A 26,600-nucleotide genomic window follows, 5' to 3' on the forward strand; every position below is an offset into this window, starting at 1 on the left:
TTCTAATCAAGAAATCTGGGGACAACAGCGGCCGGAAGTCCAAATGTTCACCGTAGTGACGAATATGCTTCAAGTTCAAATCTTAAGTGCGGACGGAAGTCCAAATATCTACAGTAGTGACGCCTGAGCTTTATGTTAATTTATGAAGTACAGCTTATATCTCCTGTTCTATCACCCGTTATTTCACACCCGAGCTCGTAATCGCCTTAACGAACGACTTCTGGCCGACAATGAAGATAATCAGCACCGGGAGCGCCGCGATGGTAGTCATGGCCATTAATTTGCCGTAGCTCTGGGTGTAGCTTCCGGTAGCCATCATAGCAATCCCTGCGGTGATCGTCCGCATCTCCGGTGAAGTGGTTGCATACAGCGGCCAGACAAAGTCATTATAGATCCCCATGAAAGTGAAAATGCCCAACGTCATCATGATCGACACTGCGGAAGGCAGCAGGATCCTGGCATACAGATCCCATTTGTTCACCCCGTCGATCCGGGCAGCCTCTTCGATTTCTTTCGGGAAGGAGACAAAGAACTGATACAGCAGGAACACGCCGAACGCCCCGGCTGTAGCCGGCAGAATCAGCGCCTGATACGTGTTGATCAGCCCCAGTGTATTGAACTCAATGTACATCGGCAGAAAGGTCAGCACGCTGGGAATCATCAGCGAGGCAATGAACATGGACAGCAGCGTACGGCGCAGCGGCAGATCCGGCAGCCGGGCCAGGGCAAACGCCGCCATCGAATCAATTAGCAGCACGATAGCTGTGCCCACAATCCCTACTGACAGGGAATTGATGATCCAGCGCAGAATCGGCGTATTCATCAGCTCCCCGCTCAGCCCCTGAACGAAATTATCAAGGGTAGGCTTCTGCGGGAAGAAATTCATCCGCCCGGAGAGGGCTTCGAAGTCATTTTTGAACGCAGTGGACAGCATCCACACCAGCGGCAGCAGCACGAACAATGCAATCAGAATGGCCAGCAGCAGCAGGCCGGTTTTTTTGGCTTTTCCCATTTATACCTTCTCCTTCCGGTTCGTAAGACGGAACTGCACGATAGACACCATCATGATCAGCAGCGCCATCAGAATCGCCATTGCGGAAGCTGAGCCGATATCCTTGCGCACGAATGCCTGGTCCAGCACATTGATCAGCAGCACCTTGGTGGTGTCTCCCGGCCCTCCGCGCGTCAGCAGAAACGGCTGGGCATAAATGTTGAAGGACGCGATTGTTGAGGTAATCATCACGAACAGCATCACCGGCCGGATCGAGGGCAGTGTAATTGACACGAACCTGCTCCAGGCGCCCGCCCCGTCAATAGCAGCAGCCTCGTAATAATCTTCAGGCACCTCATTGAGTGCATTTACAAAAATAATCATATTGAACCCGATCGTCCACCAGAGCGTCGTGAGCACCAGCGCAATCCATACCCAAGGCGTAGCCGTCAGCCACGGAATGCCAGTCAGGCCCAGCTTTTGCAGCAGACTGTTAATGAATCCGGCATTGGTATCGAACATCATCAGCCAGATCACGGCCATAACCGAAGCCGACAAGGCATAAGGCAGGAAATAGAACGTCCGGAATAAACCCCGGAGCTTCGCCGGCAGGGCATTGACCAGCATCGCCATCCCCAGCCCCACAACGATCAGCAGCGGCACGGAGTACAGGACAAACTGGAAAGTCGTCCACAGCCCGCGGAAGAAGATACTGTTCTCATAAGTCCCCGGGGTAAAAATCGTTATATAATTCCGCAGTCCCACAAAGGGATGCGCGGCAGACAGCAGCTCAAAGTCCTGCAGGCTGATCACAACACCGTACAGGATCGGAAACAGCAGAAACAATCCGAAGGCTGCAAGATAGGGCAGTATGAACAGAAATGAGGTGAAGCGGGAAGTCCATGTGCTTTTCAAAAGAGATTCCTCCATTCCTTCGTATAAAGAAAAGCGGGAAGCTATTCCGCGCTCCCCGCTTTTGCTTACCGAAAAATCCAATTCATCATGAGCGCTATTTCATCGCCTGACGGGATTTGGCTACAGCATCATCCATGGCCTGCTGCGGTGATTTTTTGCCGAGAATGGCATTGCTCAACTCGCTCCACACCGGCTCAACAATGGTGCCCCAGTTCAGCACATTCGGTGCAAACTGTACAGAGGAGAAGCTCTGGGATACGGTACTCTGGAACTCCATAGCCTTGAATTCTGCACTATCCATAACGGTTTTGGAAGCTACCGCCTGACCGGATTCAGCCCAGTCCAGTGAGTTGCCAGATACATATTTAAGGAAATCACCGATGCCGGCCAGTGTGTTGCTGTCTGTTACAGCCTTTGGAACTACAAAGCCATGTGAGCCTGCATAAATGGCCTGCTTTGCTTTGCCGATCTGCGGCATAACGGCTACGCCATAATTGAGTCCGGCTTCATCAAACTGCGATTTCATCCAGGGTCCGTTGAACTGAATCGCATTCTTGCCCTGCAGGAACAGCGTATTCTCGCCATCCTGCTGCACATTGGCCGGGGAGATGCCCTTGTCGACCATATCACGCAGCCACTGTACCATTTCTACCGCTTCCGGAGAATTGTAAGCTACGTCCGTTCCGTTCCACAGCTCTCCGCCATTCTGCCAGACAAGCGAGGGGAAGATGAACTGCTGCGGCCAAAGGGTAGGCACTACATATCCGTAGATCCCCTTGGATTTATCCGTCAGCTTCTCCACTGCCGCGTCGAATTCAGCACGGTTTGTTGGCGGTGCGGTGACTCCCGCTTTCTCAAACAAATCCTTGTTGTAATACATCACTACGGGATGAATATCGAGCGGAATGGTGTACAGCTTGCTGTCGATGGTAGCGTACTTCACCGGGGCTTCGGCAAAATCAGCAGGATTAATTCCGGCTGTTGCCGCCAGCTCATCTACAGCCTGCAGCTGATCCTTGCTCTGGTAGGTCGGCACCTGATCCACGTGCATAATCATCAGGTCCGGCCGTTCCTTGCCGGTGCTGAGCGCAACATCCAGCTGCTTGTAATACTCACCATTGGGCTGGATCACGAAATTCACTTTGTATTTATCCTGGGAGCTGTTGTATTTATCTACGATTTTCTTCATGAACGGGCCATCCGAGCCGGAGAACGGTGACCAGAACAGAAGCTCTGTCTTCTTGCCGCCGCTGCTGCCTTCTCCCTGCGTCTCCTTGCCGCTGTTGCCGGCGTTTGCGCTGTTGTTCTTCGCATTGTTCCCGCTGCAGGCGGTTACTACCATTGCCAGCATCATAACCATCAGTAATAGTGATGTTACTTTTTGCATGGATCGTTTCATCTGTGTACTCCCCTTTTACCCGGTAATTCAAAGCTGGCTGCGCTTTGATGTCTTTATGTTACCGCCCCAAGGGATCGCAAAAAATGTCCTCAGTCTAGGATCAATGGACATATTTACAGATTGGCGGGCACGCTGCCGGGGTCTAACGTATGAATTCAACGCTCAGAGGTCCGAATCCAACGGCGGCTCCCGGAGAATAAAATCGCCCTGAGGGCACAATTCCTCCACCCTATTCCTTCGCTGCGACACATTGTATTCGGTTTTTCACATACAATAGGCTCGGTTACCCTCGCTGCGACACATTGTATTCGGTTTTTCACATACATTGGGCTCAGTTACCTCACTGCGACACATTGTATTCGGTTTTTCGCATACATTGGGCTCGGTTACCCTCGCTGCGACACATTGTATTCGGTTTTTAACATACATTGGGCTCAGTTACTTTCACAGTGAAGCATTGTATTCGGTTTTTCACATACATTAGGCTCGGTTACCCTCGCTGCGACACATTGTATTCGGTTTTTCGCATACATTAGGCTCGGTTACCCTCGTTGCGACACATTGTATTCGGTTTTTCACATACATTGGGCTCAGTTCCTCTCGCAGTGACACATTGCTTTTACAGCACATTTCCTCCATAACTCACTGCGGGAATCTCATTAATACATCGCATAACTTCCCAGCATAATTACTTAAACTGCACAAAAAAACGGTTGATCAGATATCTCCTAATACATCAAAAAAAAGCTGCCCCACCGGCATAATCACCGGGGAACAGCTGATGTTGAAGAAACAGACCGCAAAGGGCTCTGCTATTTATTAAGTACAACTGGACGCTGCCCTCACTCTATCACGAAGGGTTCGATGCGGCTGAACAAAAAACGCTCACCCTGCAGATATTCTCTCAGGTAAGCCAGTGCATACGTCTGTTCTTCCCGCAGACCGGGGATTTCATCCGGATTAGAGATGTGATGGCTGTAATTTCCGATCATGATCATAACGAAGAAGCATTCCAGCTTCCGTTCATAATCCGGTTCCAGCTCCCGGACACTGCTATATCCCTGGATCAGGCTACCGCGCTGTGCCGGGGAGAGCTCCAGCAGCGCGGCAGCCATATCATAGAGGAAATATCCGTATCCGCAGCGGCCGAAATCGATCGCACGCGGCTGGCCTTGGTCAAAAACTATATTTCCGCTATGCAAATCGCCGTGAATCAAGCCGTAGCTACTGGCGTCAGGCTGCATGGCTTCGAGATCAGTCCGTATTTTCGCGGCAGCAGCCTGATAGAGCTTCCATTGTTCCTCCGTTACCATTACCGCGTGATGCTCCTCCAGCTTGCTCCACTCCAGCTTGAAGCTGTCTGCTCCCCATACCGGGCGGGTGAAGCCGGCAGACGGAACGAACGTTGTGGCCGCTTCGTGCATACCGGCCAGCATGTTCCCCATCCTGAAGATATGATCATCCGGCAGATTGACCTCTACGGGCTCCCCTTCCACCCAGTGCATCACCGTTGCCCAGGCAAGCCGCCGCTCTTCGCATCCAGTCTCCAGGATATAGCCGCCGCCGGAGCTGGCCAATCCTTGCGGGACCACAAAGCCCGCCGTCTGATTGAGATACCGGGTCCATTCCAGCTCCGACAGGATCTCCTCCCGGCTGAAGCGCTCACCATGAATCCGCAGCAGAAAGCTGCCGGAATCTTCTGTCTCAATCCGGAAGGTGACGCTATCCGACATCCCGATAAGCTCAATCCTGTTCCATTCCAGATCATACTCTGCCAATGCCCTGAGTGCTATATTCCTGCCCGATCTCCAGAGGGCCCGCGATGAATCACCCGTACTGCCGCTGTATAAACTATCTTCCGTCATCTTCCTGCCTCCCGCATTGTATGTCTGTAATTATATGGGCGGCTCACCGGATGGACATAGATAATAAACAGCTGCAATTCATTTTTTGCACAAAAAAAGAAAGAGTCCTGTTCGACTCCTTCTCTCTCAATTCAATATGAGCGCTGCTCATATTTGCTTGCTTCCATATACAATCTTCTTGATGCTGTCACCCGACAGGCAAAATTGCTCGGCAAGCTCGGTTACGCTTAAGCCTCCGGCATAATGGTCACGAATGGACTGGTTCCGGGCCGTCAGATAGGTTCTGCCGCCTGAGTTCTCCCCCCACCGTTTCCGTTGTCCCTCGGGCTTGGGGATGTAGAGCATCCCGCCCTGCATATATTTCTGTACTTCCTGCAGCAGCTGCTGCGGTAATACCAGATCTGCATTTACATATTTCATATAGCTCCGCTCCTTTAAAGTAGTTAACTTGTAAAGGCAGCAAAGTCTATAGAACAGACCATTTTAAGCGGCGAATCGTTGCAGCGGAGACTTGCTATCAGCTCTACACAACAACCACTGCCATGTCGTCCATAGACTTTGCGTAGAGCTGAGCATTAATCTTCTCATGAAGCGTCCTCCTTCCATTATCTGACTTGGATTATATTTAATATAGCATACTGAAACTGCGATTTCCCGCTAAAAGTTCCATGCCTTGATAAACAAGGAGAGGCGCCCCATTCAGCCATTGAATAGCTGACAGGACACCTCTGGGGGATTAATTCGTTTTTGTTTTGAGATATTCATCTAAATACTTCTGGTGAAAGCCATCTGTAGGATGTAGTCCTAGAATTTCATACTCCCAAATTGTACGCTGTTGTGAAGGGGAATACAAAACAGCATCATAATTATAATTAATATTAAATTTGCCTGATTGACTTAAATACATAGTTAAATTTGTCCATTGTTGAGGATTGTTTTTGCTGGATTCCGCATTAAGATCAACAAAGCACTTTTCTAATTCACTACACAGGCGGTCATAAATGCGCTCATCTACCCCATAAATTTCAGGAATATTATGACCAAATATCAACTCGTTCCGGGGGGTAGAATTGTAATAAAAATAGACTATTCTTGAACCGGGCAATATCTCAGCATAGAGATGAATTTCGTCCCACTCATCAGGAATGATTCCTACGAGCTTATTGCCTATATGCTGATATAATTCTTCAATTTTTCCCACAGCTACCCTAGCCTCCACTCCAAATTCAACGCTACAACCCAGTTTACACCATAATTCACCATTTGCGGAGTCTTGGGAATGTGGAATGGGTGAGCCGGAATCCCAGGCAAAAAAAGGGACCCCGCCAGCGTCCGGCGGGGTCTAAGTTATATTAAAGGGGGGTTATGTGATTAATATATACCCCGAAGCTTAAAATCAGATGAAGCGCGGGTAAAAATCTGCTGAAACCGGCTTAGATTTTGAACTTCTCTACCAGGACCTGCATCTCCTTGGCGCTCTGCGTATTCTCATCAGCCATGGTGGCCTCATGGAAGGTCTTCTCCACAATATCCGCCGTCTTCTCGGCGATATCCTGCACACCGATCGCGCCTTCATTCACAGTAGCCGCCACTTCATTGACGGCGATGGCGATGCTGGACACCGTTTCGTTCAGGTGATCGGCTGCCTCCTCGAACTGGTTCATCAGCTCATTAATCGTTGAAGCATCGCTGTTATACTGCTGGCTGACTTCGTTCAGCCGCTCATAATCGCCCAGCACATTCTGATCAATGAACGTCAGCATGGCCTCGGAATGTTCAATCATCTGCTCTACGGAGTTGTAGACATTCTTGACGACGCCCTGGATGCCTGCCGCAGTCTCCGACGACTTCTCGGCCAGCTTGCGGATTTCACCCGCCACAACGGCGAATCCCCGCCCGGCATCGCCCGCCCGTGCAGCTTCAATCGCTGCATTAAGTGCCAGCAGATTGGTCTGGCTTGTAATGGAGAGAATCGTATCCGCCAGCACATTGATCTCGTTGATGGCTCCCGATTGCTCTATAGCTTTCTGCATCTCACCACGGACCGAGCCGTAGATCTGTTTGGCATTCTCGGTTGAAGTTACTGCATCATGCTGAAGCGCCAATGCACGCTCCGTAATTTGCCCGGATACACCGGAGCCTTCTTTTACCCGGGTGGAGATCATTCTGACATTATTCTCAATCTCATGAATCGCTGCCGTCATCTCCTGGGTAGATGCCGCCGTTTCTTCCATTCCTGCCGACAGCTGCTCCGTAGTGGCTGAATTATCATGCGCATTCTCTCTGACGTCGATGGACAGCTTCTCCAGCGTCTCCGCATTATCCAGCACTTTCGAGGAAATCGAGATCAGGCTTCCGGCCATCTCACGCAGAACGGCGCGGGTATGGAACATTGCCTTGGCAATGGTGCCTGTCTCATCTTTATTTTTGGTGAGGTATTCATACTGGTTGTCATACTTCAGATCCAGCTCTGCTGTGCGGTTAATCAGCTGGGTAAGCTTGATAATCGGTGAGGAGATACGGGTAGCTACAGTAACCCCAATCAACAGCGTAAGCAGCAGACTTCCCAGTCCGAGCAATAAAATGTAGTTCGTCATTTCGTCCACAGGCAGCATGATCTCCTCCAGATCTCCGGTCAGCACCAGGGTCCAGTGGGTCTCCGGAAGAACGGTGAATGCCGCTTTTTTCTCAGCGCCCTCATACGTGTATTGCACCGTTCCATCCGGTACGGTCTCGCCCACCTTCACACGCTCCACGACCGCTTTGATTGATTCATTCTCAACCACTGAACCAATCTTCGTTTCATCCGGATGGTAGAGGATATTGCCGGTTTCGTCCACCAGATAGGCGTAAGATGAAGGCGCATTAGTCACCTTGGCATCGGCCAAATATTTAATAATACTGTTAGCATTAACCGCCGAAGCGACGAAACCAATCATCTTGCCCCCGCTCTTCACAGGATGGACAAAGGCTAATACGTAGGCTCCGGTAGATTTAGATTTCAAGGTCTCACTTACAACAGCTTCACCTGTCTTGAATACATTCTTCGTGTAGTTTCTTTCGCTGAAATCGGTGCCGACCAGCTTGGTGTCACTGTCAGCTACCGCAATTCCCTTCATATCAGCCACAAACATGTGCTCCAGGTTGCCTGCATCTTTGACTAAGCCCTGAAGCTTCACATTCACTTCATTCTGCAGCGCATCCCCGTTAGTAAGTTCGCCTTTTCCGGCCTGAAGCAGCAGTTCCGCGATCTCGCTTTCACCTGCAACGAGCTGCATGCTGCGCTTTTCTTTATCGATCATTGCCGCAATCGTCTGCGCTTTGTTGGTGTTCACCTGTGCCATAGAAGATTCAGTCAGATTCATGATGGTGCCAGTGGACTTGCTGTACGTAAAAATCCCCATTAATGCTGTAGAAATTAGTGTAACGACAATCATCATAACCGATAGCTTCATACGAATCTTCATAGTTTTCTACACCCTTCCGCCTCTATCTAATCCACTAGTACCTAAACAGCTAAAAACTGTAACATTTATTACAATTACTATCGGATTTCCCACAGAAATAATTAATATTTCTAGACGAATTTTCGGAAATAATATCGCATTTTGTCGAATCATAGTGAAATATAGCTATTTTTATTTATATTCAGCCTGAAAAACCCGCAATTCCCCAGCCGCAGACAGCGGCACTCAAAATGGGGGGAAATATGCGGGATTGCCGGGATATCCTATAACAAAATGCGGCTCTCGGCCGGTGTGGCCTTTGGCCCTTCTGGAGTCAGGGCTTCCGCCTGGTGCAGACGTTTCACTTGGCTGCGGATGAACATGCCGGAGCAGGCAGCCAGAATCTGCTGGAACAGCATGCCGGAAATCACAGGCAGGGCGACGGCCGGCGGGAAGTATTTCACTGCCAGTACTGCACCTGCACTCAGATTGCGCATACCGGAATTGAACTGAACGGCGACGGTATTCTCATAATCCCAGCGGAAGCTGCGTGAGACTACAGCACCGATGATATAACCCAATACGACAGTCACGAAAGTAACGGCAATAATCAGGGCCAGCTTGCCATCCGGATGCTTCAGATACCGTGCAATGCTGGCGCCATTGATCGACACAACGATGAACAGGCCAACTTTGACAAACGGCGCCAGCGGCGGTCCGCAGACTGCCGTAACCTTGCCTTTGCTGAACTGATTGAGCAGCATCCCCGCTACGGACGGCAGCACCACCATGTAGAGCAGTCCCCGCATCATCTCCCCAATCTCAATCTGCACACTCGCCCCCATCAGCAGATACAGCGTGCCGGGTACAACCAGCGGCGAAAGCAGTGTATCGATCAGGATCAGCGCCAGCGTAAGAGCAACATTCCCGCCATGCATCGACACCCAGACCACACTGACCACACCGGTCGGAATGGCGAACAGCAGCACATACCCTGTAACTGTATACGGATCTCCCGGGAAAAAGGCCATCGCTGCCAGCCAGCCGATCAGCGGCATCACAATATGCAGAATAATCAGCAGGATGATGAGCTTCTGCGGTTTAGCCAACACTGCCAGCAAGTCACGGAAATTAGATTTCAGACTGCCGATCAGCGTCATAAAAGCAAAAATCCACGGCACCAGCCAGGTAAACGGCAGCAGCACCGCCTCGTTAAGCACACCAACCACAATGGCTGTAGGTGTGAGCAGCGGCATTATTTTCTCAAGCACAACATTGGAAGATATTAATCCGCGTCTTATTGCACTAAGCATGTTGTATCCCTCTATGTATGGCGGGCCACACATTCCTTCTCTGCAGATTTCTTGGTCTTGGTTAACACCTCTAATGAAATCATAACAGAACCAAGCCGCCCGGAAGAGTGGAAAATTGCCAATTTGCGGAATATCCTACGCCATGCTATTGGCGATCCCCACTACAATCCAGGACAGAATCAATATTATATTCCCCCACAGCAGCAGCTTCTTGGGAGCAGCGAACCCTTTCCACTCTCCGTCCTTAAGTCCCCACGCATTGCTGATGATCAGCGACAATCCGTTGAAGGCAAGCCAGCCCACGACGGAGCCTAGCGGACCGAGTAATGCGGTTGCCTTGGCATAGACACCGAGTGCCAGGAACCACACCGCAGCGGTTAACAGTGCCTTACCGTAGGCCGGGCCTGCACCTTTGGCAAAATAATCCTTATAGGTCCGGTTCTTGATTAACAGGATAAAGGCATACGCGAAGTTGGCGATGAAGCCGCCGGACAGCGTAATTACCCAGGAAATAAGATTGGCGCTAATCCTGGCTGTTCCATCGGCAACGGCAATATCCGCCGCCTGACTCGCATAGGAGAAGCCGATATTCATCGCAGCAGAGCCTAGCCCGGCAGCTGAAGCGATAATCAGGCCTTTGGTCAGGTTAGTACCGGAGCTTGTCCCTTGGCCGGAAGCGGTGATAATCTTTTCTTTGAGCAGGCCGGCCTTGGTAATCACGGCAACGCCAGCCAGCATAATTGCTGTGCCGGTCAGCAGTACCGTAAATGAGCCAGCCGCCGGGATATTGCCGAAGATGAACAGCGGAATCAGCGAACCCAGCGATGCCGATATCCCCATGTTAACACCATAGGTCAGCGAGACACCGATGGAATCAATCGCTTTGCCGAACATAATCGAGCTGATGCCCCACAGGAAACCGCAGAAGGAAGCCGTCCATAGCACATCAGCAGGCGTCTGCCGGATATAGCTGAAGAAGTTGGGCACTTCGATCCAAGTCCAGACAACCGGAATAATTAATATCCCTACCAGCGAGAAAATCGTCCAGAACGCTTCCCAGGAGAACGGCTGGTATTTCTTCATCCCCAGCCCGAAGCTGCCTTGGAAGCAGCAGGCCAGCAGCAATAGTAAAAACCCGTAAATCATGATGAAATCCTCCCAGTCCAAATGTGTTATCTCTATTTCTATAGTAATGAAGCAGAAGGTTTCTGCATTGTTATACAGTTCATGCTGATGATTATACATGAAAGTTTTCATTCATAGTTGAAATAAAGTCAGAAATACCTGTCATTCAAAGTCATTCCCAGCAAAAAGCAGGACCACAGCGGTTGGGCTGCAATCCTGCCTGATATAATGCACAATAATAAGTTCCGCTCATAAGCTCTTCTGCTGCAGCGTCCGGACTATACCCCTTGCGGGAAAAGCGCATCCAGCGCCGGGCAAGGCCGCTTCTCCAGATACTTTTCGAGCGGTGCAGGCATGTTGCTGTACAGATCCTTCAGCGAGGTACCGCTGTAAATATTGCCGATAATAACCGGGTGGCATAGCTCGGAGATCAGAATATCGCCATTGCCGTGCAGGTGAAGCTGCTTCATGCCCTCAATGCAGTGCGGGAAGTAGACACCCGGCTGTTCCTCGAACCCCATAGCCTCCATGAACCGGTCCATACATGTGAAATAGAGGGTGGTATCCGCCGGTTTACGGGCAATCAGCTCGTTCACGGCATTCTTCAGCTGTTCCCGGGCCGCGATCGCTTTCCAGCCGGTATGCCCCATAATAATGCTGTTCTGGATCTCATGCGTTCTTACACCCATGGAATAGACATGATCGCTGATCTCGCGCATATTGTCCTGTGTTTCGTTGAACAGCAGCGTTTCCAGCACAACATTTACATTTGTTTTGGCGAACATGGTGATGTTCTCTCTGATTTTGTTATAAACGCTTGTGTGGATATTGTAGTAAGCAGAGAATGCTTCGGCAGTAGTGAAATTGAAGGATATATGTATCGTAGTCAGTCCTGCATCCACCAGCTGCCCGATCCGCTCTTCATTCAGCAGGCTGCCGTTCGAGTTCAGCTGGGTCTGAATCCCGCGGGAGGTGCAGTAAGCCACAATGTCCACGCAGTCCTGGAACTTCAGCGTCACCTCACCGCCCGAGAGGCGCACACGCTTCAGATTAGGCAGCTCCTCCAGAATGCGGATAACCTCCTTGCCGTTAATGCTCTGTCCATCATTTCTATTGTAAGCGCAGCAGTAATCGCAGCGGAAATTGCAGTTCGAGGTGACCCCGACTTCCAGCCCCTCCAGCTCATAAGTCATCGGTTTATCCAGTTCCAGTGCTTTGTATTTCGTACTCATGCTCTATAGTCCCTCCTATATTTAGAATCGTCAATTTAAAGGTCAACCTTTAAAATTATACAGGTTTGCCCGTCAGGTTAATGTGACATTTGATATCGCCAGCCCGAATATACAAGATGCTGCATAACAAGGAGGACCTGAGGAGGACTCATATAATGAAAGATTTACAATCATATATTCATCAAAAAGACTGCCGCGCGGTCAATATCACCATACGGCAGTCTCTCTTCAGCCAGATTCAAATTTAGCTATCATTGCATGAATACTTGCTGCACATTCTACAATTCTACCGATTCTCCCATTCTGCTGAACACCGGCTGGCCAATGAGACCCAGACGCCAGATGGCAATTCCTTTGAGACCGTAACGTTTGGCCAGGCCAATCTTCGCGTTGACGGAGGAATCATTCTCGCTGAATACTGAAATGCCGAGAATCAGCTTGTCTTTGCTGACCTGCTGCAGGGCCAGCCGGATACCTTCATCCACTTTGTCCATCGGCTCCGGCCCCTTCTCGCCCTCGTAGGCATAGGCCATAATGACCAGATCGTCAGCGAGAGAAGCAAGCGTTTTGTAATCATAACCTTTGTAGGAGCTGTTGAGCGGATGCAGAATCACCGTCAGCTTCAGACTGGCAGCGCGTGCGGCCACGGAGAGATTTTTGACAAAAGCATTATACTGGCTCTGCACAAGCGCCTTATCTCCGGTCAAGCCCAGTCCTTCCAGATCCAGTCCAATGCCCTGGAATCCCTTCTGCGAGGCCAGATCCACGATGCTGGCGATGGTCTGCTGCTGCAGCTGCGGGTCCGCCAGATTCTTGCTCAGTTCCAGAGCTGAGTCACTGGAGTAAACCATCAGATACGGGGCTGTACCTCCCGCTGCTGCATTCTGGACAATGGATTCCGGCGTTACCTCTCCTGCAGCCTCCGGCCACCAGAAATCCTTACCGGTTGTAGTGAATTGACCGGTAGGGTCAATCCGGCTCCAGCCAAAGGCTACCGCATCAAAGCTTGGAATCAGCGACACTTCACTGTAGGCCTTCTGCGCATAGAATCCTAAAGTGTACAGATCCCGCTTGGGCGATGTAATGGATACGGTCTTGGAAGCCTGATTCCAGGAAGCAACCGCTCCAAACTGCTGGCTGAAGAACTTGAGCGGAATCATCGTCGTCCCGCGGATATTCTGCGGCGCTACATCAAGCTTCACTACGGTTCCGTTCACGGATGCATTTTTACTGCCCAGGGTCAGGATAACTTTTGCCGGAGATGCTTCAGCAGCGGACTTCTGCGTCGCGGTAATCTGGCGGGCCGCCTGGTTCCATTCCACCCCAATGCCCAGTGCCTCAGAAATCGCACGGAAAGGTACCATTGTCGTTCCGCTCATGACTACCGGTTCTACCGGAAAGGGCAGCGGATAGCCGTCCAGCAGAATACTGACACCGCCTGGTGCCGCCTGTGCAGCACTTGCAGGGAGTGCCGAGTAGCTACCCAGTGAGATCGCTGCGCATAATACTATTTTAGCCAGATGCTTCATTAATAAGTTCCCCATTCTCTTATAGATAGATTATGAATCTCTCAATCTTACATCCCCTACCATTTTACCAAACCAGGAAATTATAGCAAATTAAGAGATTGTAACTATTGGGAGATTCAATTGTCTGCTATTGAAGTAGGGTAGCTGATGCATAATTCCATTCCACTTACTTCACACTTACATAAACGCGCTCAAAAAGACGCCAACCGCCCGTTCAGCCTCCACATCCACCGCCACTTCGATGAAATGTCCGACCTTCGGCTGCGGCCGCAAATCTGCCACGACCATACCTGAGGTGAACTCTCCCTGATGCTCCACGCGGACCTTCATCCGGCGCGTAGTCACCAGAACCGGCTGCAGCGCAGCCATGAGGGCCAGCGGATCATGCAGCGGCGCACTGTTGATCAGATAATTGGCTTCCCGGTAAAATCTGAAATAGTATTCGAGTGACTCCTCCATGAAGTCTATGATGGACTTGTTCTCTTCGCGCCCATGGCGCTTCAGCAGCTCAAGATGCTCTGAGGTAATCCGTGTCTGCAGTGTAACGTCCAGCCCGATCATCAGCACAGGCAGCCCAGAGGTGAATACACGGTCAGCCGCTTCCGGGTCGCCCCACAGATTAGCTTCGGCCACCGGAGTCACATTGCCCGGCTTAAAGACCGTGCCGCCCATGACCACTACCTTCTTCAGCTTGGAGGTCAACTGCGGGTCCAAATCCAGCGCGAGCGACAGATTGGTCAGCCGTCCGAGCGTTACCAGCACAATCTCACCCGGGTTCTCATCCGCCATCCGCACAATGAACTCCGCCGCTGTCTCCTGCACCGGCACTTGCCGGGAAGGGGGAAGCTGAACGCCGCCAATCCCATTCTCCCCATGCACATGGGTCGAGAAGCCTGTCAGTTCGCGCACCAGTGCCTTGGACGCTCCAAGCGCTACCGGAATGTCGTATCCGGGATCTGCGAGTGCAAGCAGCCGCAAGGTATTATCCGCCGCCTGCTGCACATCAATATTACCAAACACCGTCGTTATCCCCTCAACTACCACTTCCGGTGTGCGGAGGGCATATAGAATAGCCAAAGCATCGTCTATTCCTGTATCACAATCAATAATCATCCGGGTTGTATTGCTGCTACTCATCTCTATCTCTCCCACTCTCTATATATACTTACTCTATCAGCCGTACTGCCCATCTTAACACGGGTCTGCGGTCTGCTCAATAAGCGGTTGTGGTTGAAGCGCATGCCGGGAAGGGGCAGCAAGGGGTGTTCACCGCGAGGTTGGCGGGACACCTTCAATCTTCGCAGACAGCGGTATAACAAGAAATCCGCTACCCCTAAGGGCGCGGATTTCTTGATCGCTGTAAATGTTTTAATATAGCGTCTGATTTATGGTACGCTACCTTTTCGCTGCTTGTAATTGCACAGTATACAACTATATGCCGCAGCTACAAGCATACGTATAAGCTTTATTGCTGAACATAAGGGGCAGCAGCCTGAGTGAACCGCTCCAGCGCTTCGGCAAGAACGGAACGCGGACAGGCCAGATTGATGCGCAGATGGCCTTGGCCTTCCGTTCCGAAGACAGAGCCTTCGTTAAAAGCCACCTTGGCCTCGCGGTACATCAGGTTCTTGAGTCCGTCCGCATCCAGGCCCAGGGCCCGGCAATCGATCCACAGCAGATAGGTAGCTTCGGGTTTCATTGGCTTCACCTGTGGCAAATGCTCTGCGAGGTAGCTGATGGCATACTCCGCATTGCCGCTGATATGCTGCACCAGCTCATCCAGCCATTCTCCGCCTTCATTATAAGCCGCCTCAACCGCCTCCGGCGTGAAGAATGCCGACATATGCAGACTGAGTGCCTTCAGCTTGTACTCGAATTTCCGCTTCAGCTCGGGACTAGAGGTTACGATATACGAGGTTTGCAGGCCCGGCAGATTGAAGGTTTTGGTCGCTGCCAGCGTAGTCAGTGTAATATCCGACAGCTCCGGCGACAGGGACGCAAACGGGATATGCTTGTAGCCCGGCATTGCCATATCGCAATGGATCTCATCCGAGATTACCGTTACACCATACCGCAGGCACAGCTCACCAAGACGCAGCAGCTCCTCCCGCTCCCACACTCTGCCGCCAGGATTATGCGGACTGCACAGCAGCAGCAGCTTGGCGCCGCCGGCCATCAGTTCTTCAAGCTGGATATAATCCATAACATAATGGCCTTCTTCCAGCTTCAGCGGGTTGATCGCCACCTTGCGGTCATTCATCCGGATTACATCATAGAAAGGATAGTAGACCGGCGACTGCAGAATCACCTGATCTCCCGGCTGGCTGAACAGCTCTACGGACAGGCTGAGCGAGGTCACAATTCCCGGAGAATCGGTGATCCATTCCTTCTGAATCTCCCAGTCATGACGGCTGCGGTACCACCCGGCAATCGCCTCCTTGTAGGAGTCACTCGTCACACTATAGCCGTACACCCCTTCCTGTACACGGCGCAGAATCGCTTCCTTCACGGCAGGGGGGCTCTCAAAGTCCATATCCGCGACCCAAAGCGGAAGAATCTCCTTGTCTCCGAACAGCTTCTCGGACTGGTCCCATTTGTATGAGCGGGTATTGCGGCGGTCAATGATACGGTTAAAATCATACTTCAACTAAATCACCCATCCTTTCTGCTTGTCCGTTTATTGTAACATGGAGAGAGACTTCCGGCATCCTGATTCAGTCTGGCGGCTTCGGGCTTACTCCAGCATACGCTTCAGCTTCCCTTACGCAGCCGTTCGAGTGACTGGCCCAGGCGGACCTCCTCCAGCGGCTTCAGCACATAATCCACAATGTCTTGGTCGAAGGCCCATAGGGCATGCTGTTTGCTCTCGGTGACAATCACAATCTGAATATCCGGCAGCTTCTTTTTTACACGTTCGGCTACAACTATTCCCTGCTGGCCGGGCAGTTGAAGATCCAGGAACAGCACATCCGGCTGCAGCAGGACAATTTTGTCCACGACGTTCTCGGGATAGGCCGACATGCCAATTACATTCACTTTACCTGTATGCTGCAGCATGGAAGACAGCTTATAGAGATCCTTCTGGTTCATATCCAGCAGAAATGCCTTGATCACTCGGGTTCCTCCTCCTTCCGGACGGGTGAATTACGCAGTCTATCGGTACAGGTGTCTAAAAAAAGTGCTGTCCCCCGTTTGCTCCAAACGTCAGAGGACAGCCATTGTTATTATTATTTTGCAGCCTTCATTGTTGTCTGAGCTGCTTCTGAAGTGAACTTTACTTGAAGTTTGCCGGCAGCAGGCTGCGCAGATCCTCCATATTTACAACCAGATGAATGTTGTTCATGGTCCGCAGCGAACCGGAGATAATTCCCGCAAGCTGGCCATGTGTATCCAGCAGCGGACCTCCTGACATCCCGCTTGCCACCTGGGCCGAAGTCAGAATCCGGCTTCTTCCATTGATCTCCGCAGCAGGCGTGTTGACAATCCCTTCGGTGATAATCGCTGTATTCTTAAGCGGATAGCCCAGTGCGAATACAGCTTCTCCATGCTTCAGGACGTCCTTACGCAGCGGAAGATAAGCATACGCATTACCCTTCTGCTTCATAGCAGCAGGACTTGGCAATTCAAGAACAGCCACATCCTTAAGCTCATCGAATTTCGTGACTTTGATCGGACTGATAATACTACCATCCGCCATCACCCCTTCCATCCGCTCCGCACCTTTGACCACGTGATACGCCGTTGCTGCTGTTCCTGCCGGAGACAGGATAATTCCTGTCCCCGTGGAACTTGCGGTGCCGTCACTTTTGAGTACCCGCAGATAAAACATGGCTTCATTCGCAATTCCGTAGCTCTGTTCAGCGTTATACACACTTGGTGTGTCGGCGCTGGTAGTGTCTGAATAGAAGAGCACTGCCGAGATCAACGAGAAGATCAGGCTTACGGCAAGCAGTTTTGTTTTCATCCGCCAATCTCCTTCATCAAAGAATTACAAATTATTGCACAACCGACATGATGTCTTTGTAAGCCCAGTGTGTTGCCGGAAGATCCTTGAAGCGTACTGCTGTTACAGCCAGCTTCTTCGTACCGGCAATCCGGTTGATCAGCACTACAGCCTGAGCACGGGTAATCGGTGATCCCGGTTTAAATGTGCCGTCAGGGAAGCCTTGCACATAACCTGCTTTGGACAGGGCATTCACATAATTCTCTGACCAGTGGCCCTTCAGATCCGACTGCTTCGTAATTCCGGTATCTGTAACATCCAGCTTCAGCACTGTAGTCATGATCTTGGAGAACTCGGCTCTCGTCAAGCCCTTCGTTCCGCCGAAGCCGCCGTCCGGATAGCCTTCAATAATGCCTGCCGAAGCGAAGAATCCGGTCAAAGCCTCGTTGCCTGCACTTACATCATTGAACAGGTTTCCTACATTCACGTCTTCCATATCCAGCAGCGGAGCAAGGGATTGGATCAGCTCATATCTGGTAATGGCTGCATTAGGCATAAACAAACCATTCGGATAAGCAGCGATATACTTAATTTCTCCCGCATTGCTCTTCAGGCTGTATTTGGCATTCTCCGCTACATATTCAATGGTAGTCACAGTATCATTTTTATCTGTGATCATTTTGATCGTCATGGTCTTGGTAATCAACAGCTCACCGGTATATTTCGTGCTGTTTACTGTCGGCGTGCTTCCGTCCGTTGTATAGTAGATCGTCTGCCCTTCCGGAGCTGTCAGCTTCAGCTTGCTGTTCTTGGCAATCTTCACTGGAGCTTCACTGTCTCCATTCACCGTCGTAGTACCGGCAATAGCGGTAATCACCGGAACAGGAGTTGGTGTTGGGATCGGGGTCGGCACAACTGCACCGCCACCGCCACCGCCACCGCCGCCGCCACCGCCACCGCTGGAAACTAACAGCGTCCAGGTCCAGGCCGATACCTTGCTGTATTCTTTGCCCGGAACAATGGTGACGGCTTTAACAGTCGTCTTGTCCTTCAGCACAATCGCTTCGCTGTATAACTGAGAAGCTTCCGTAGGATCTGTGCCGTCGAGCGTGTAATAAATTTGGCCGTCCGGCTCCGCTGTTGTCAGCTCTACTTTCACTTCCGTCGAGAAGCTCAGCTCCGCAGGTGTTGCAGTTGGTGCAGCTGCCGAGCCAGGGTATTGCAGTGTAGCCGCATTAACTGTAATGCTTCTGCTCTGTCCTCCGGCTGTTGCCTTCAGCACTGCGCTGCCGCCCTGTTTCAAGCTTCCTGCAGCACCGTTCACATCAGCCCTGGACGGATCAGCACTCCATACCAGTGCTCCGCTGCCGCTCAAGCTGAATGCCGAACCTACACGGTTAATCAGATCCTGCGGGTTCAGTATAACAGCCGCTGAAGCAAGAGTTCCTTCTTCTGTTCCGTCAAAGGCCAGAAGTACCGGATAGAATGTGTTCTGTGCTGTCCAGATTCCGGCATCCAGACCTGCTGGAAGATTCGGGCTGGTAAGCTCTGTGCCAAGCAGCCCCATTGCACTGCTGCTGTTGCCAGCCACTGCTTGGCCATCCAGATTGTAGAAGGCAATATTATTCTTCAGCATTTGTCTGTTGAACAAGGATTGGCTGATGGTTGCATGATCAGACTTCTGTCCGGCAATCCCTCCGAAGAAGGCCTGCAGCGGAAGAATTTTGCCTTTCACTCCAGCTTTCACTTCTCCGGTATTCAGGGAAGAAGTAATCGCTCCGCTCTCCGCCAGACCGACGATACCGCCAGCCCATGCTGTAGACATTCCTTCTGCGTAAATGGCCCCGGCAGAATAGCTGTTCTTGATCTCTCCCGCGTTCAGACCGCTGATCCCTCCGGCTATAGCCTGGGCCGAAGCCACATGGATATCGCCATAGACAATCGACTCAGAAATTGTACCTTCCGCACTGTTCTCACCGGCAATGCCGCCGGTTGCCAGTGTGGCAGTAACATCAATATTGCCTTTGGACACTGCCTGGTGAATCACTCCGGCGTTACGTCCGGCAATTCCGCCTTTACGGCCCTGTCCCGAAAGAGTCACTCCGTCATTAGCAGCCTTCTCAATGAGGCCTAGATTCACACCTGCAGCCCCGCCTGCCGTGGCACTGCCAGCTACAGAACCACTGACGTTAACCTTGCGGATTACTGCACCTGTGTGATTGATCCCTGCAGCAATACCGGAATTTACTGCGCCGGAAATATCCGCTCCGGTAAAGTTAACATTCAGAATCTGGCCATGGTTTTCTTTAATGAATCCGGCCGTCTGCTGCTCAGAGAGTTTCAGTGAAAGTCCGCTAATTGTATGGCCTTGACCGTCAAATACTCCCTTAAAGCTGTCGAATGCGGTCCAAGTGCTTCCGGCAAGATTAATATCCGCCCCAAGCAGGATGGTTGCCAGCTCCGGTTTGTCGTCAGCTGTTCTGTTGAACAGCTTGTAATAATTCAGGCCTGTCTCGTTATAGAACATAACTGCACCCGAGAGCTGCAGCGGAGTCTGAACCGTGATTGTTCCGTCTGTCAGTTCGTTCAGGAAGGAGGTATCATAATCCATAATCCATGTGCCTGAGCTGAGCGGATTAACCGCTGCTGAACTCACGGCGCCAGCTACCGCACCTGCATTGTGGCCTACTGCCTTCAGTCCAGCCGTAAGCGTACCTGTCGTATACGACGAACCGGTAATTTTGCCGTCCCGGAAGTTATAGCCGACCAGTGCGCCTGTAGAGACGTTATTGCCTGCTACATTAACGGAAATCTCCGGAACATTGGCATAGACGCCCGTCAGAGTCCCGTCATTATAACCGGCAAAGCCGCCGTTGTAAGAACGGGTTGAAGACTTCACTCCGACTGTAGAAATCTTGTTCTGCAATGCGTAAGAATTGCTGATGCTGCCGCTTCTCTCCACCGCTGCTGCGAAACCGCCGCTGCGTGTGTCGAAGCCGGTATTGCTGATGTCACCGGAAGCATAAGAGTCCGTAATCGAATAATGATCTACAGAACCCGCGAAGCCGCCGACATAAGAGCCTAATCTGCCGCTGACATTCAGCTTGCCTGCTGCATAGGATTTCTGAATTTGTCCTGCAAGCGTACCATTATCACCCAGAAGTCCGGCAAAACCGCCCGCATAGATGGTATTGTCCTGATTGGTATCGGTGATTTGTACCGGAATATCCGTATGGGTATGCGTAATTTTGATAGTATCCCCCATACCGATTACCCCGCCGGCATGTGTCGCCGGTACAGATTGACCCAGCGTTAACGCTGTGCCAACCGTCAGAGCTTGTCCAGATCCGGCGATCACCTTGCTGTAATGAATCTCGCCGCCTGATCCCCAGCCGACAAGTCCGCCGGCATTATACACTCTGCTGGTATCCGCATGCAGACCGGTCTTCACGATGGTATCTACAATGATACCGCTGCTGTATCCGGCAACTCCGCCTGCATTTACTGTGTTGCCGCCGGTTACATTCAGCCCGGAAGCAACCTCTGAACTATAGATTGAGGCATTGTCGTTCTTGCCTGCCACACCGCCCACATAGAGATCAGCACTATTGTCTGCTCCAGTGACCGTTATCTTGCCGCTTTGAACTTTGGCAATGTAAATGCCGCTGTACAGTGGATAGGCTTTGCCGAAATCATAGCCCCGGTGGATATCATCCGCAGAGACTGTTCCGGCAATCCCGCCGACTGCTGCATCGCCGTTCTTCGCTGCAACCTGAAGATCAGGTGATGCCTCTGCATGGTACAGGATAGAATTCACACTCTCTCCCAGGATACCTCCCGCAGTAATCTCTTCACCTGCGGCCTGCAGAGAAGCATTGAACCGGACATCATGGATCGCCGTATGGACAGCCGATCCGGCAATCCCCCCGATAACAGCCTTCAGGCTGTCACCCGTAGTAGACAGCTTCACGCCTTCAACTGCTGCATGTTCAATGTCAAAGCTGTTTCCCGGATCAATGGACCGGGCCAACATTCCGCCCAGCTTGCCTTCTTTAACGCCTACAACACCACCGGCAGTACCGTTGGCGGTCAACTGCACACCGCTTCCGAAGCCTGTCACTGTGACATTGCTGATGCTGTTTCCGGCATCCGATTGGCCGATGATGCCACCGAGAATCGATCCGAGTCCGCGTGCTTCAAGCGTTCCATCAGCGAAGGTCAGCGTAATATCCTTCGCCTGGCCCGAGGTGAATTGGCCAATGAGTCCGCCGACAGTGGATTCCATCCCCGTAGCCGAAACCCGGTACCGCGAATTCACTTCATGCTCAAGACCTGTTACATCGCCCGTCTGGACTCCGATAAGTCCGCCGACAATCGCATGATCAGCAGCGCTGCCGGTGCTTCCGTCTATATCCTTAATGGTATAAGTCCCGGCTGTGAAATCTGCTGTATTCTCACCGATCAGTCCACCGGCAATGCCGTGGTCAGCAACCGTCTCAATCCGGCTTCCGCCGTCCAGCGTAAGGTGGAGTCCGGTAATACTGCCCGAGTTGCTGCCGATCATCCCCCCGACAATTCCGCCGCTGACCTTCACGCCGCCAAGCAGCTTAAGATCCACATTGTTCACTGTACCCAGGTTCATCCCGGCAAGGACTCCGGTGTACTGGTTGCCCGCAACAGAGAGCGGCTCCAGATTGATATTCTGGACGATCGCCTTCGTACCGATGACTCCGAACAATCCGGAATGAGTGTACACCGGCTGCAAGGTTAAGCCATCGATCAAGTGATTGTTTCCTTCGAAGGTTCCTTCAAAAGGATTGGCTTCCTTGTTGCCGATCGGCACCCACTGCTTGGACTGGATATGGATCGGATTCATGATCGTCACGGTTCTGTCCGTGAAGTCGAATTTGTCGGCTCCGGCAATCGTGCCGTTGACAATTGCTGCCAGACCGGCAAGCTCTGCTTCCGTAGTAATCTGGAAGTTGATAGCATCCTTATCCTTCATGTACCAGTTGATATTGGCATTGACATCATTGCCGATATCACCGCCGGTATTGGCTGCACGGTTTACTTCAGGATATTGGTATACTGCGTTAAACGAGCCATATTTCCATGCGCCTTCAAAGTCCCAGCCTGACAAGCCCGGGAAGACCGTTCTGTCCTTCAGCGTTTCCGAGAGGATCGTAGTCAGCCGCACATGCACATTCAGCCAGCGGTGATTGCCCTCTGCGAAATCAGGCAGGTCAGAGTTGATGTTGAGCGCTTCATCTTTAATGTAATAAGACTTGTAGAGCAGCTCTTTGCTTGCATTGTCATAACGTCCGGCGAAGCCGCCGGCATAAGCGCCCGAACCAGCAGTAACTTCCGCCGCCGAGTATACATTGTTCACTTTACCGTTAGTTATTCTGCCGATGAAACCGCCAACGTAAGAATTGGCTTTGGCAGCTGCTACACTTTTGGCTACATAAGAGTTCTTGATGGTACCGCCGGAGTGTTCCCCGACCAGACCGCCAACATTCGAATATACGCCGTTTGCCGTAACCTTGGAGGAGGTATAAGATTGCTCCACCGTACCGGCTGTGTTTCTGCCGATCAGCCCGCCCAGGTAGACCGAACCGCTTGCTGTTCCAGTTGCATTGCCTGTAACGTCGATATCTACATAGGAGCCGAGAACTGCCCCTGCATTCTCACCAGCCAAGCCGCCAGCCAGTGTGCCTACACCCTCAATGGTCAAGTTGGCATTGGAGTACGTATAGTAGAGAGTTCCTGATGCCGTGTTCACCCCGGCCAAACCGCCGATGATGGAAGAATTGCCTCTGGAGATTACTGTGATTTTATCAGTAATGCTGTTATTGGCAATCAGAGTGCGGTTCTCGCCGACCATCCCGCCCACGATTGAAGTAGGTGAAACAGCGGATACTGTTCCGAGTGTACGCGTATTCTGAATCGTACTAACCGCTGTGGCCGGATTCAATACGGGATCAATTGTCTGGGCATCATTCAAGCCCACAATCCCCCCGATATAAGATGAAACTGCTCCGGCGTTAGCCTTCAGATTCAGAGCACCTATATAACTGTTTGCAATAATTCCTGAAGAACTACCGTGGTTGTACCCTGCCACCCCGCCTGCAGTAGCGCGTGGTGCATTAATCGTCAGATTAACCGTTGTACCTACCAGACGGTCAAGCTTGGAGGCTTCATTGTAGCCGACAATCCCGCCAATATAGGCATCTGTAGCGGCTGGCGCTACCAGAATCAACATGTTTTCCAAATTCACAATTTTGCTGTCACTGTAGATAGCGCTGTTCTCCAGTGTACCCGCCAAGCCGCCGACAGACGGTTTAGCTGCCTGCGCTTGGATGAACGCCTGCGCGTCATCCGCTGCGTTCACCTCCGGATTAGTAATATCCGTAGTTTTCGCAGCCCCAACGATCGCTCCTGCTTTGGATTCCACAGCAGTCAGCGTAATCATCGGGTCATACCCGGGAACATTCAGCACAGCTGACTTCATTCCCGCCCGGTCAGCAGGAGCTGCCGGTCCTTCTGAATGTCCGGCAATCCCGCCGGCTTCAGCACGTACACCATTCGCCTCAATAGACAGCCGGGTAACTGTAGCGTTAACCAGTTGACCGGTATTGAGACCGGTATTACCGCCGAGTACGTTATCCGCACCCGTTGAAGTGATGACTACATTCTCCGCATGATTGAACGGAGCCGCTGCTGCCGAATGGTTCTCACCGAACATTCCGCCAGCTTTTACCGAAGCACCTGTAGCTTTAATTTCAGTACGGCTCGTGTGTCCGTTGAACTGGGCAGCCGAGTTATGCCCTGCGCCGCCGCCGAAGCTGACCTTGTCGGCCTTCAGTTCAACCAGCAAATCCTGTACTTCCGCAGGCACGGCGACAGTGCCGATTACCGCATCCGCAGTAAGCTTACCGGCTGCGCCGCCGATGGTATATCCGCTTTTGCCGGATTCATTCAGGAAGCTGATCCGGGCAGCCTTACCACCCGTCAGAACCAGTGGCTTAGTGTTCACGCCTACAACTCCGCCGAACGTGATGTTATCCTGGCCGTCTGCCGGAGCAGCTACCACAGCTTTCAGAATTAACGTGCTGTAGCTTGCCGAGGAAGCATCTCCGGCAGTTATGTTGTTCATGGTTCCTTGTGCATTACCGGCAATTCCCCCGGCAATCCCGCCTGCAGAAGTTACCTGAAGTGTTGCATATTTAACAGAAGAATCATTCAGGGTACCTTCCAGATAACCGGCGATTCCGCCGATTGTACCATCCGAAGTTATCGCCAGAAGATCGCTTGCGGTTTTGCCTGTTACTGATGATGTAATCGTTCCGCCGGCTTCATACCCTACGATACCGCCGGTGTATACATCCGCTGTCCCTTTTACATTCAATGCACCTGTGGAGGAGGCCTGGCCTATATTCCCGCCGGCATCATAACCGGCAATCCCGCCAGTATAGATTCCTGTTCCTCCGTTAACCGAGACAAGCGCTTTATTCTCAAACACCCCTGCTGCAGCGTTGCTGGTTACCAGTCCGCCTGCAGCATGTCCGACAAATCCGCCAGTGGATACATTTTGTGTACCTGTAGCTGTAATCGGCTGCGTGTTGATGTAAGCATGTGTCCAGGTGAATTTGCTGCCGGTGTATCCGGCAATTCCTCCTGTGTATACATTCTTGCCGCCGTTATTCACTACCGGTGCGGAATTTACAAACGTAATCCCAACCTCCGGACTGACCACCGTACCCGTTGCTCCTACAAGCGCTCCGGCTGCCGAGCCTTCTGCCGCAGGTGCATTAACCGTAACTACACCCTTATTGGTAGTCATGTTAGAGAATACTACGGTATTGTCCACTTTACCGGCAATTCCGCCTGCCACAACCCGGTTTCCGCCGGCGATGGTGACAGAAGCATTATTGATGATCGGAGTATCTTCATCATTCAGACTAAGCGGTCCTGTAGTATGACCAGCAATCCCGCCTGTGGTGAGAACGGCACTGTCAGTACCTTGTGCGAGAATTGCTGCATTATTGACCACTTTTTTGATGATGATGCCTCTGGATGTGCCGTAGCCTAGGATCCCGCCGATATCAGCTGAACCTTGCGCCGTAATGGTTCCGTTGTTGATAGAGTTAGAGATCATACCTTCGCCCATTCCGACAATTCCGCCCGTGAAGGAGCGGTACGGAGAAGCGTGAGTGCTGATACTGATATTGTTGGTAATATCGAAAACGATGCTGCTGCCGCTCATTTTACCTACTGCAGAGCCTGCATATACATCATAGGTTACACCGGTAACAGTGATGGAGCCAGACCCTTCAAAAGTCAGACCGCCGACTGTCCCGCCCTCCATATTTCCTACCAGACCCTGATAGGACAAATTTGTAACGACATTCATATTGGAGATTTTCTTGATTAGACCACCCTCAGTGATCAGAGTACCCTTGAATGGATGTTCGGCTGTACCAATGGGAATCCATTGATAGTTTTTGAGATCCATGTCTCGCGTAATTTCAAGAATTTTGCCTTGCAGACCATTCCCAGTGCCTTCATTAACCAGCTTGGCAACACCCGCAAGCTTATCCTCACTATCAATTTTGAAGGTATCATTGGTAGATATATACCATTCGGTCTTTGCCATGCTGTCCCAGGTCTGCGGATCAGCCTTAGCCATGATTCCGCCGGCAACTGCCGCAACGACAACCACTGCCAGCGCTATTAAATACCCTATAATTGATTTCCGCTTCAAAGCCATTTTGACACCACCCAAATAGTATTATGAATTCCCAGCAGAGTGTGCCCGCACTCCACAATAGGCGGTACGGGC

At 51.5% G+C, this 26,600-nt stretch carries 16 protein-coding genes; all 16 read right to left on the minus strand.

What is annotated here, in order from left to right; genetic code table 11:
• Positions 1 to 178 precede the first annotated feature (178 nt).
• Entirely contained in the window at positions 179 to 1,012 is an 834-nt protein-coding gene (locus NSU14_RS19810) for a carbohydrate ABC transporter permease (protein ID WP_042135609.1), read from the minus strand.
• Positions 1,013 to 1,906: a carbohydrate ABC transporter permease gene (locus tag NSU14_RS19815; protein ID WP_231575329.1), complete on the minus strand. Its 894-nt coding sequence runs from the start codon at positions 1,904 to 1,906 to the stop codon at positions 1,013 to 1,015.
• A gap of 94 nt (positions 1,907 to 2,000) precedes the next feature.
• Positions 2,001 to 3,305: an ABC transporter substrate-binding protein gene (locus NSU14_RS19820; RefSeq protein WP_340946928.1), complete on the minus strand. Its 1,305-nt coding sequence runs from the start codon at positions 3,303 to 3,305 to the stop codon at positions 2,001 to 2,003.
• A gap of 842 nt (positions 3,306 to 4,147) precedes the next feature.
• Positions 4,148 to 5,170, minus strand: a complete 1,023-nt coding sequence (locus NSU14_RS19825) for a phosphotransferase enzyme family protein (protein WP_042135604.1) — start codon at positions 5,168 to 5,170, stop codon at positions 4,148 to 4,150.
• A gap of 147 nt (positions 5,171 to 5,317) precedes the next feature.
• On the minus strand, positions 5,318 to 5,590 hold the full coding sequence (locus NSU14_RS19830; protein WP_042135602.1) for a CD3324 family protein: 273 nt from the start codon (positions 5,588 to 5,590) through the stop codon (positions 5,318 to 5,320).
• Between the two features lie 316 nt (positions 5,591 to 5,906).
• Positions 5,907 to 6,371, minus strand: coding sequence for an immunity protein YezG family protein (locus NSU14_RS19835; protein WP_336103294.1), 465 nt, complete (start codon positions 6,369 to 6,371; stop codon positions 5,907 to 5,909).
• A 232-nt stretch (positions 6,372 to 6,603) separates the two neighbouring features.
• Complete coding sequence (locus NSU14_RS19840; protein ID WP_340946933.1) at positions 6,604 to 8,625, minus strand: methyl-accepting chemotaxis protein; 2,022 nt, start codon at positions 8,623 to 8,625, stop codon at positions 6,604 to 6,606.
• Positions 8,626 to 8,900: 275 nt separating this feature from the next.
• On the minus strand, positions 8,901 to 9,929 hold the full coding sequence (locus NSU14_RS19845; protein ID WP_340946934.1) for a bile acid:sodium symporter family protein: 1,029 nt from the start codon (positions 9,927 to 9,929) through the stop codon (positions 8,901 to 8,903).
• Between the two features lie 135 nt (positions 9,930 to 10,064).
• On the minus strand, positions 10,065 to 11,186 hold the full coding sequence (locus NSU14_RS19850; protein WP_340946937.1) for an L-rhamnose/proton symporter RhaT: 1,122 nt from the start codon (positions 11,184 to 11,186) through the stop codon (positions 10,065 to 10,067).
• Positions 11,187 to 11,332: 146 nt separating this feature from the next.
• Positions 11,333 to 12,286, minus strand: coding sequence for a radical SAM protein (locus NSU14_RS19855; RefSeq protein ID WP_039303158.1), 954 nt, complete (start codon positions 12,284 to 12,286; stop codon positions 11,333 to 11,335).
• Between the two features lie 278 nt (positions 12,287 to 12,564).
• Positions 12,565 to 13,815: a stalk domain-containing protein gene (locus NSU14_RS19860; RefSeq protein WP_042135594.1), complete on the minus strand. Its 1,251-nt coding sequence runs from the start codon at positions 13,813 to 13,815 to the stop codon at positions 12,565 to 12,567.
• 177 nt (positions 13,816 to 13,992) lie between these two features.
• Positions 13,993 to 14,952: a nucleoside hydrolase gene (locus tag NSU14_RS19865; RefSeq protein ID WP_340946940.1), complete on the minus strand. Its 960-nt coding sequence runs from the start codon at positions 14,950 to 14,952 to the stop codon at positions 13,993 to 13,995.
• 328 nt (positions 14,953 to 15,280) lie between these two features.
• Positions 15,281 to 16,462: a MalY/PatB family protein gene (locus NSU14_RS19870; RefSeq protein ID WP_042135592.1), complete on the minus strand. Its 1,182-nt coding sequence runs from the start codon at positions 16,460 to 16,462 to the stop codon at positions 15,281 to 15,283.
• 104 nt (positions 16,463 to 16,566) lie between these two features.
• Positions 16,567 to 16,929, minus strand: a complete 363-nt coding sequence (locus NSU14_RS19875) for a LytR/AlgR family response regulator transcription factor (RefSeq protein ID WP_336103296.1) — start codon at positions 16,927 to 16,929, stop codon at positions 16,567 to 16,569.
• A 160-nt stretch (positions 16,930 to 17,089) separates the two neighbouring features.
• Complete coding sequence (locus tag NSU14_RS19880) at positions 17,090 to 17,779, minus strand: S1 family peptidase (RefSeq protein WP_336103297.1); 690 nt, start codon at positions 17,777 to 17,779, stop codon at positions 17,090 to 17,092.
• 31 nt (positions 17,780 to 17,810) lie between these two features.
• Positions 17,811 to 26,528 carry a chitobiase/beta-hexosaminidase C-terminal domain-containing protein gene (locus tag NSU14_RS19885; RefSeq protein WP_340946944.1) on the minus strand — a complete coding sequence of 2,906 codons (8,718 nt, stop codon included), beginning with the start codon at positions 26,526 to 26,528 and terminating at the stop codon, positions 17,811 to 17,813.
• Positions 26,529 to 26,600: the final 72 nt, after the last annotated feature.

Origin of the sequence: Paenibacillus sp. FSL R10-2771, assembly GCF_038000205.1 — a bacterium.
Taxonomy (GTDB): domain Bacteria; phylum Bacillota; class Bacilli; order Paenibacillales; family Paenibacillaceae; genus Paenibacillus_AQ; species Paenibacillus_AQ phytohabitans.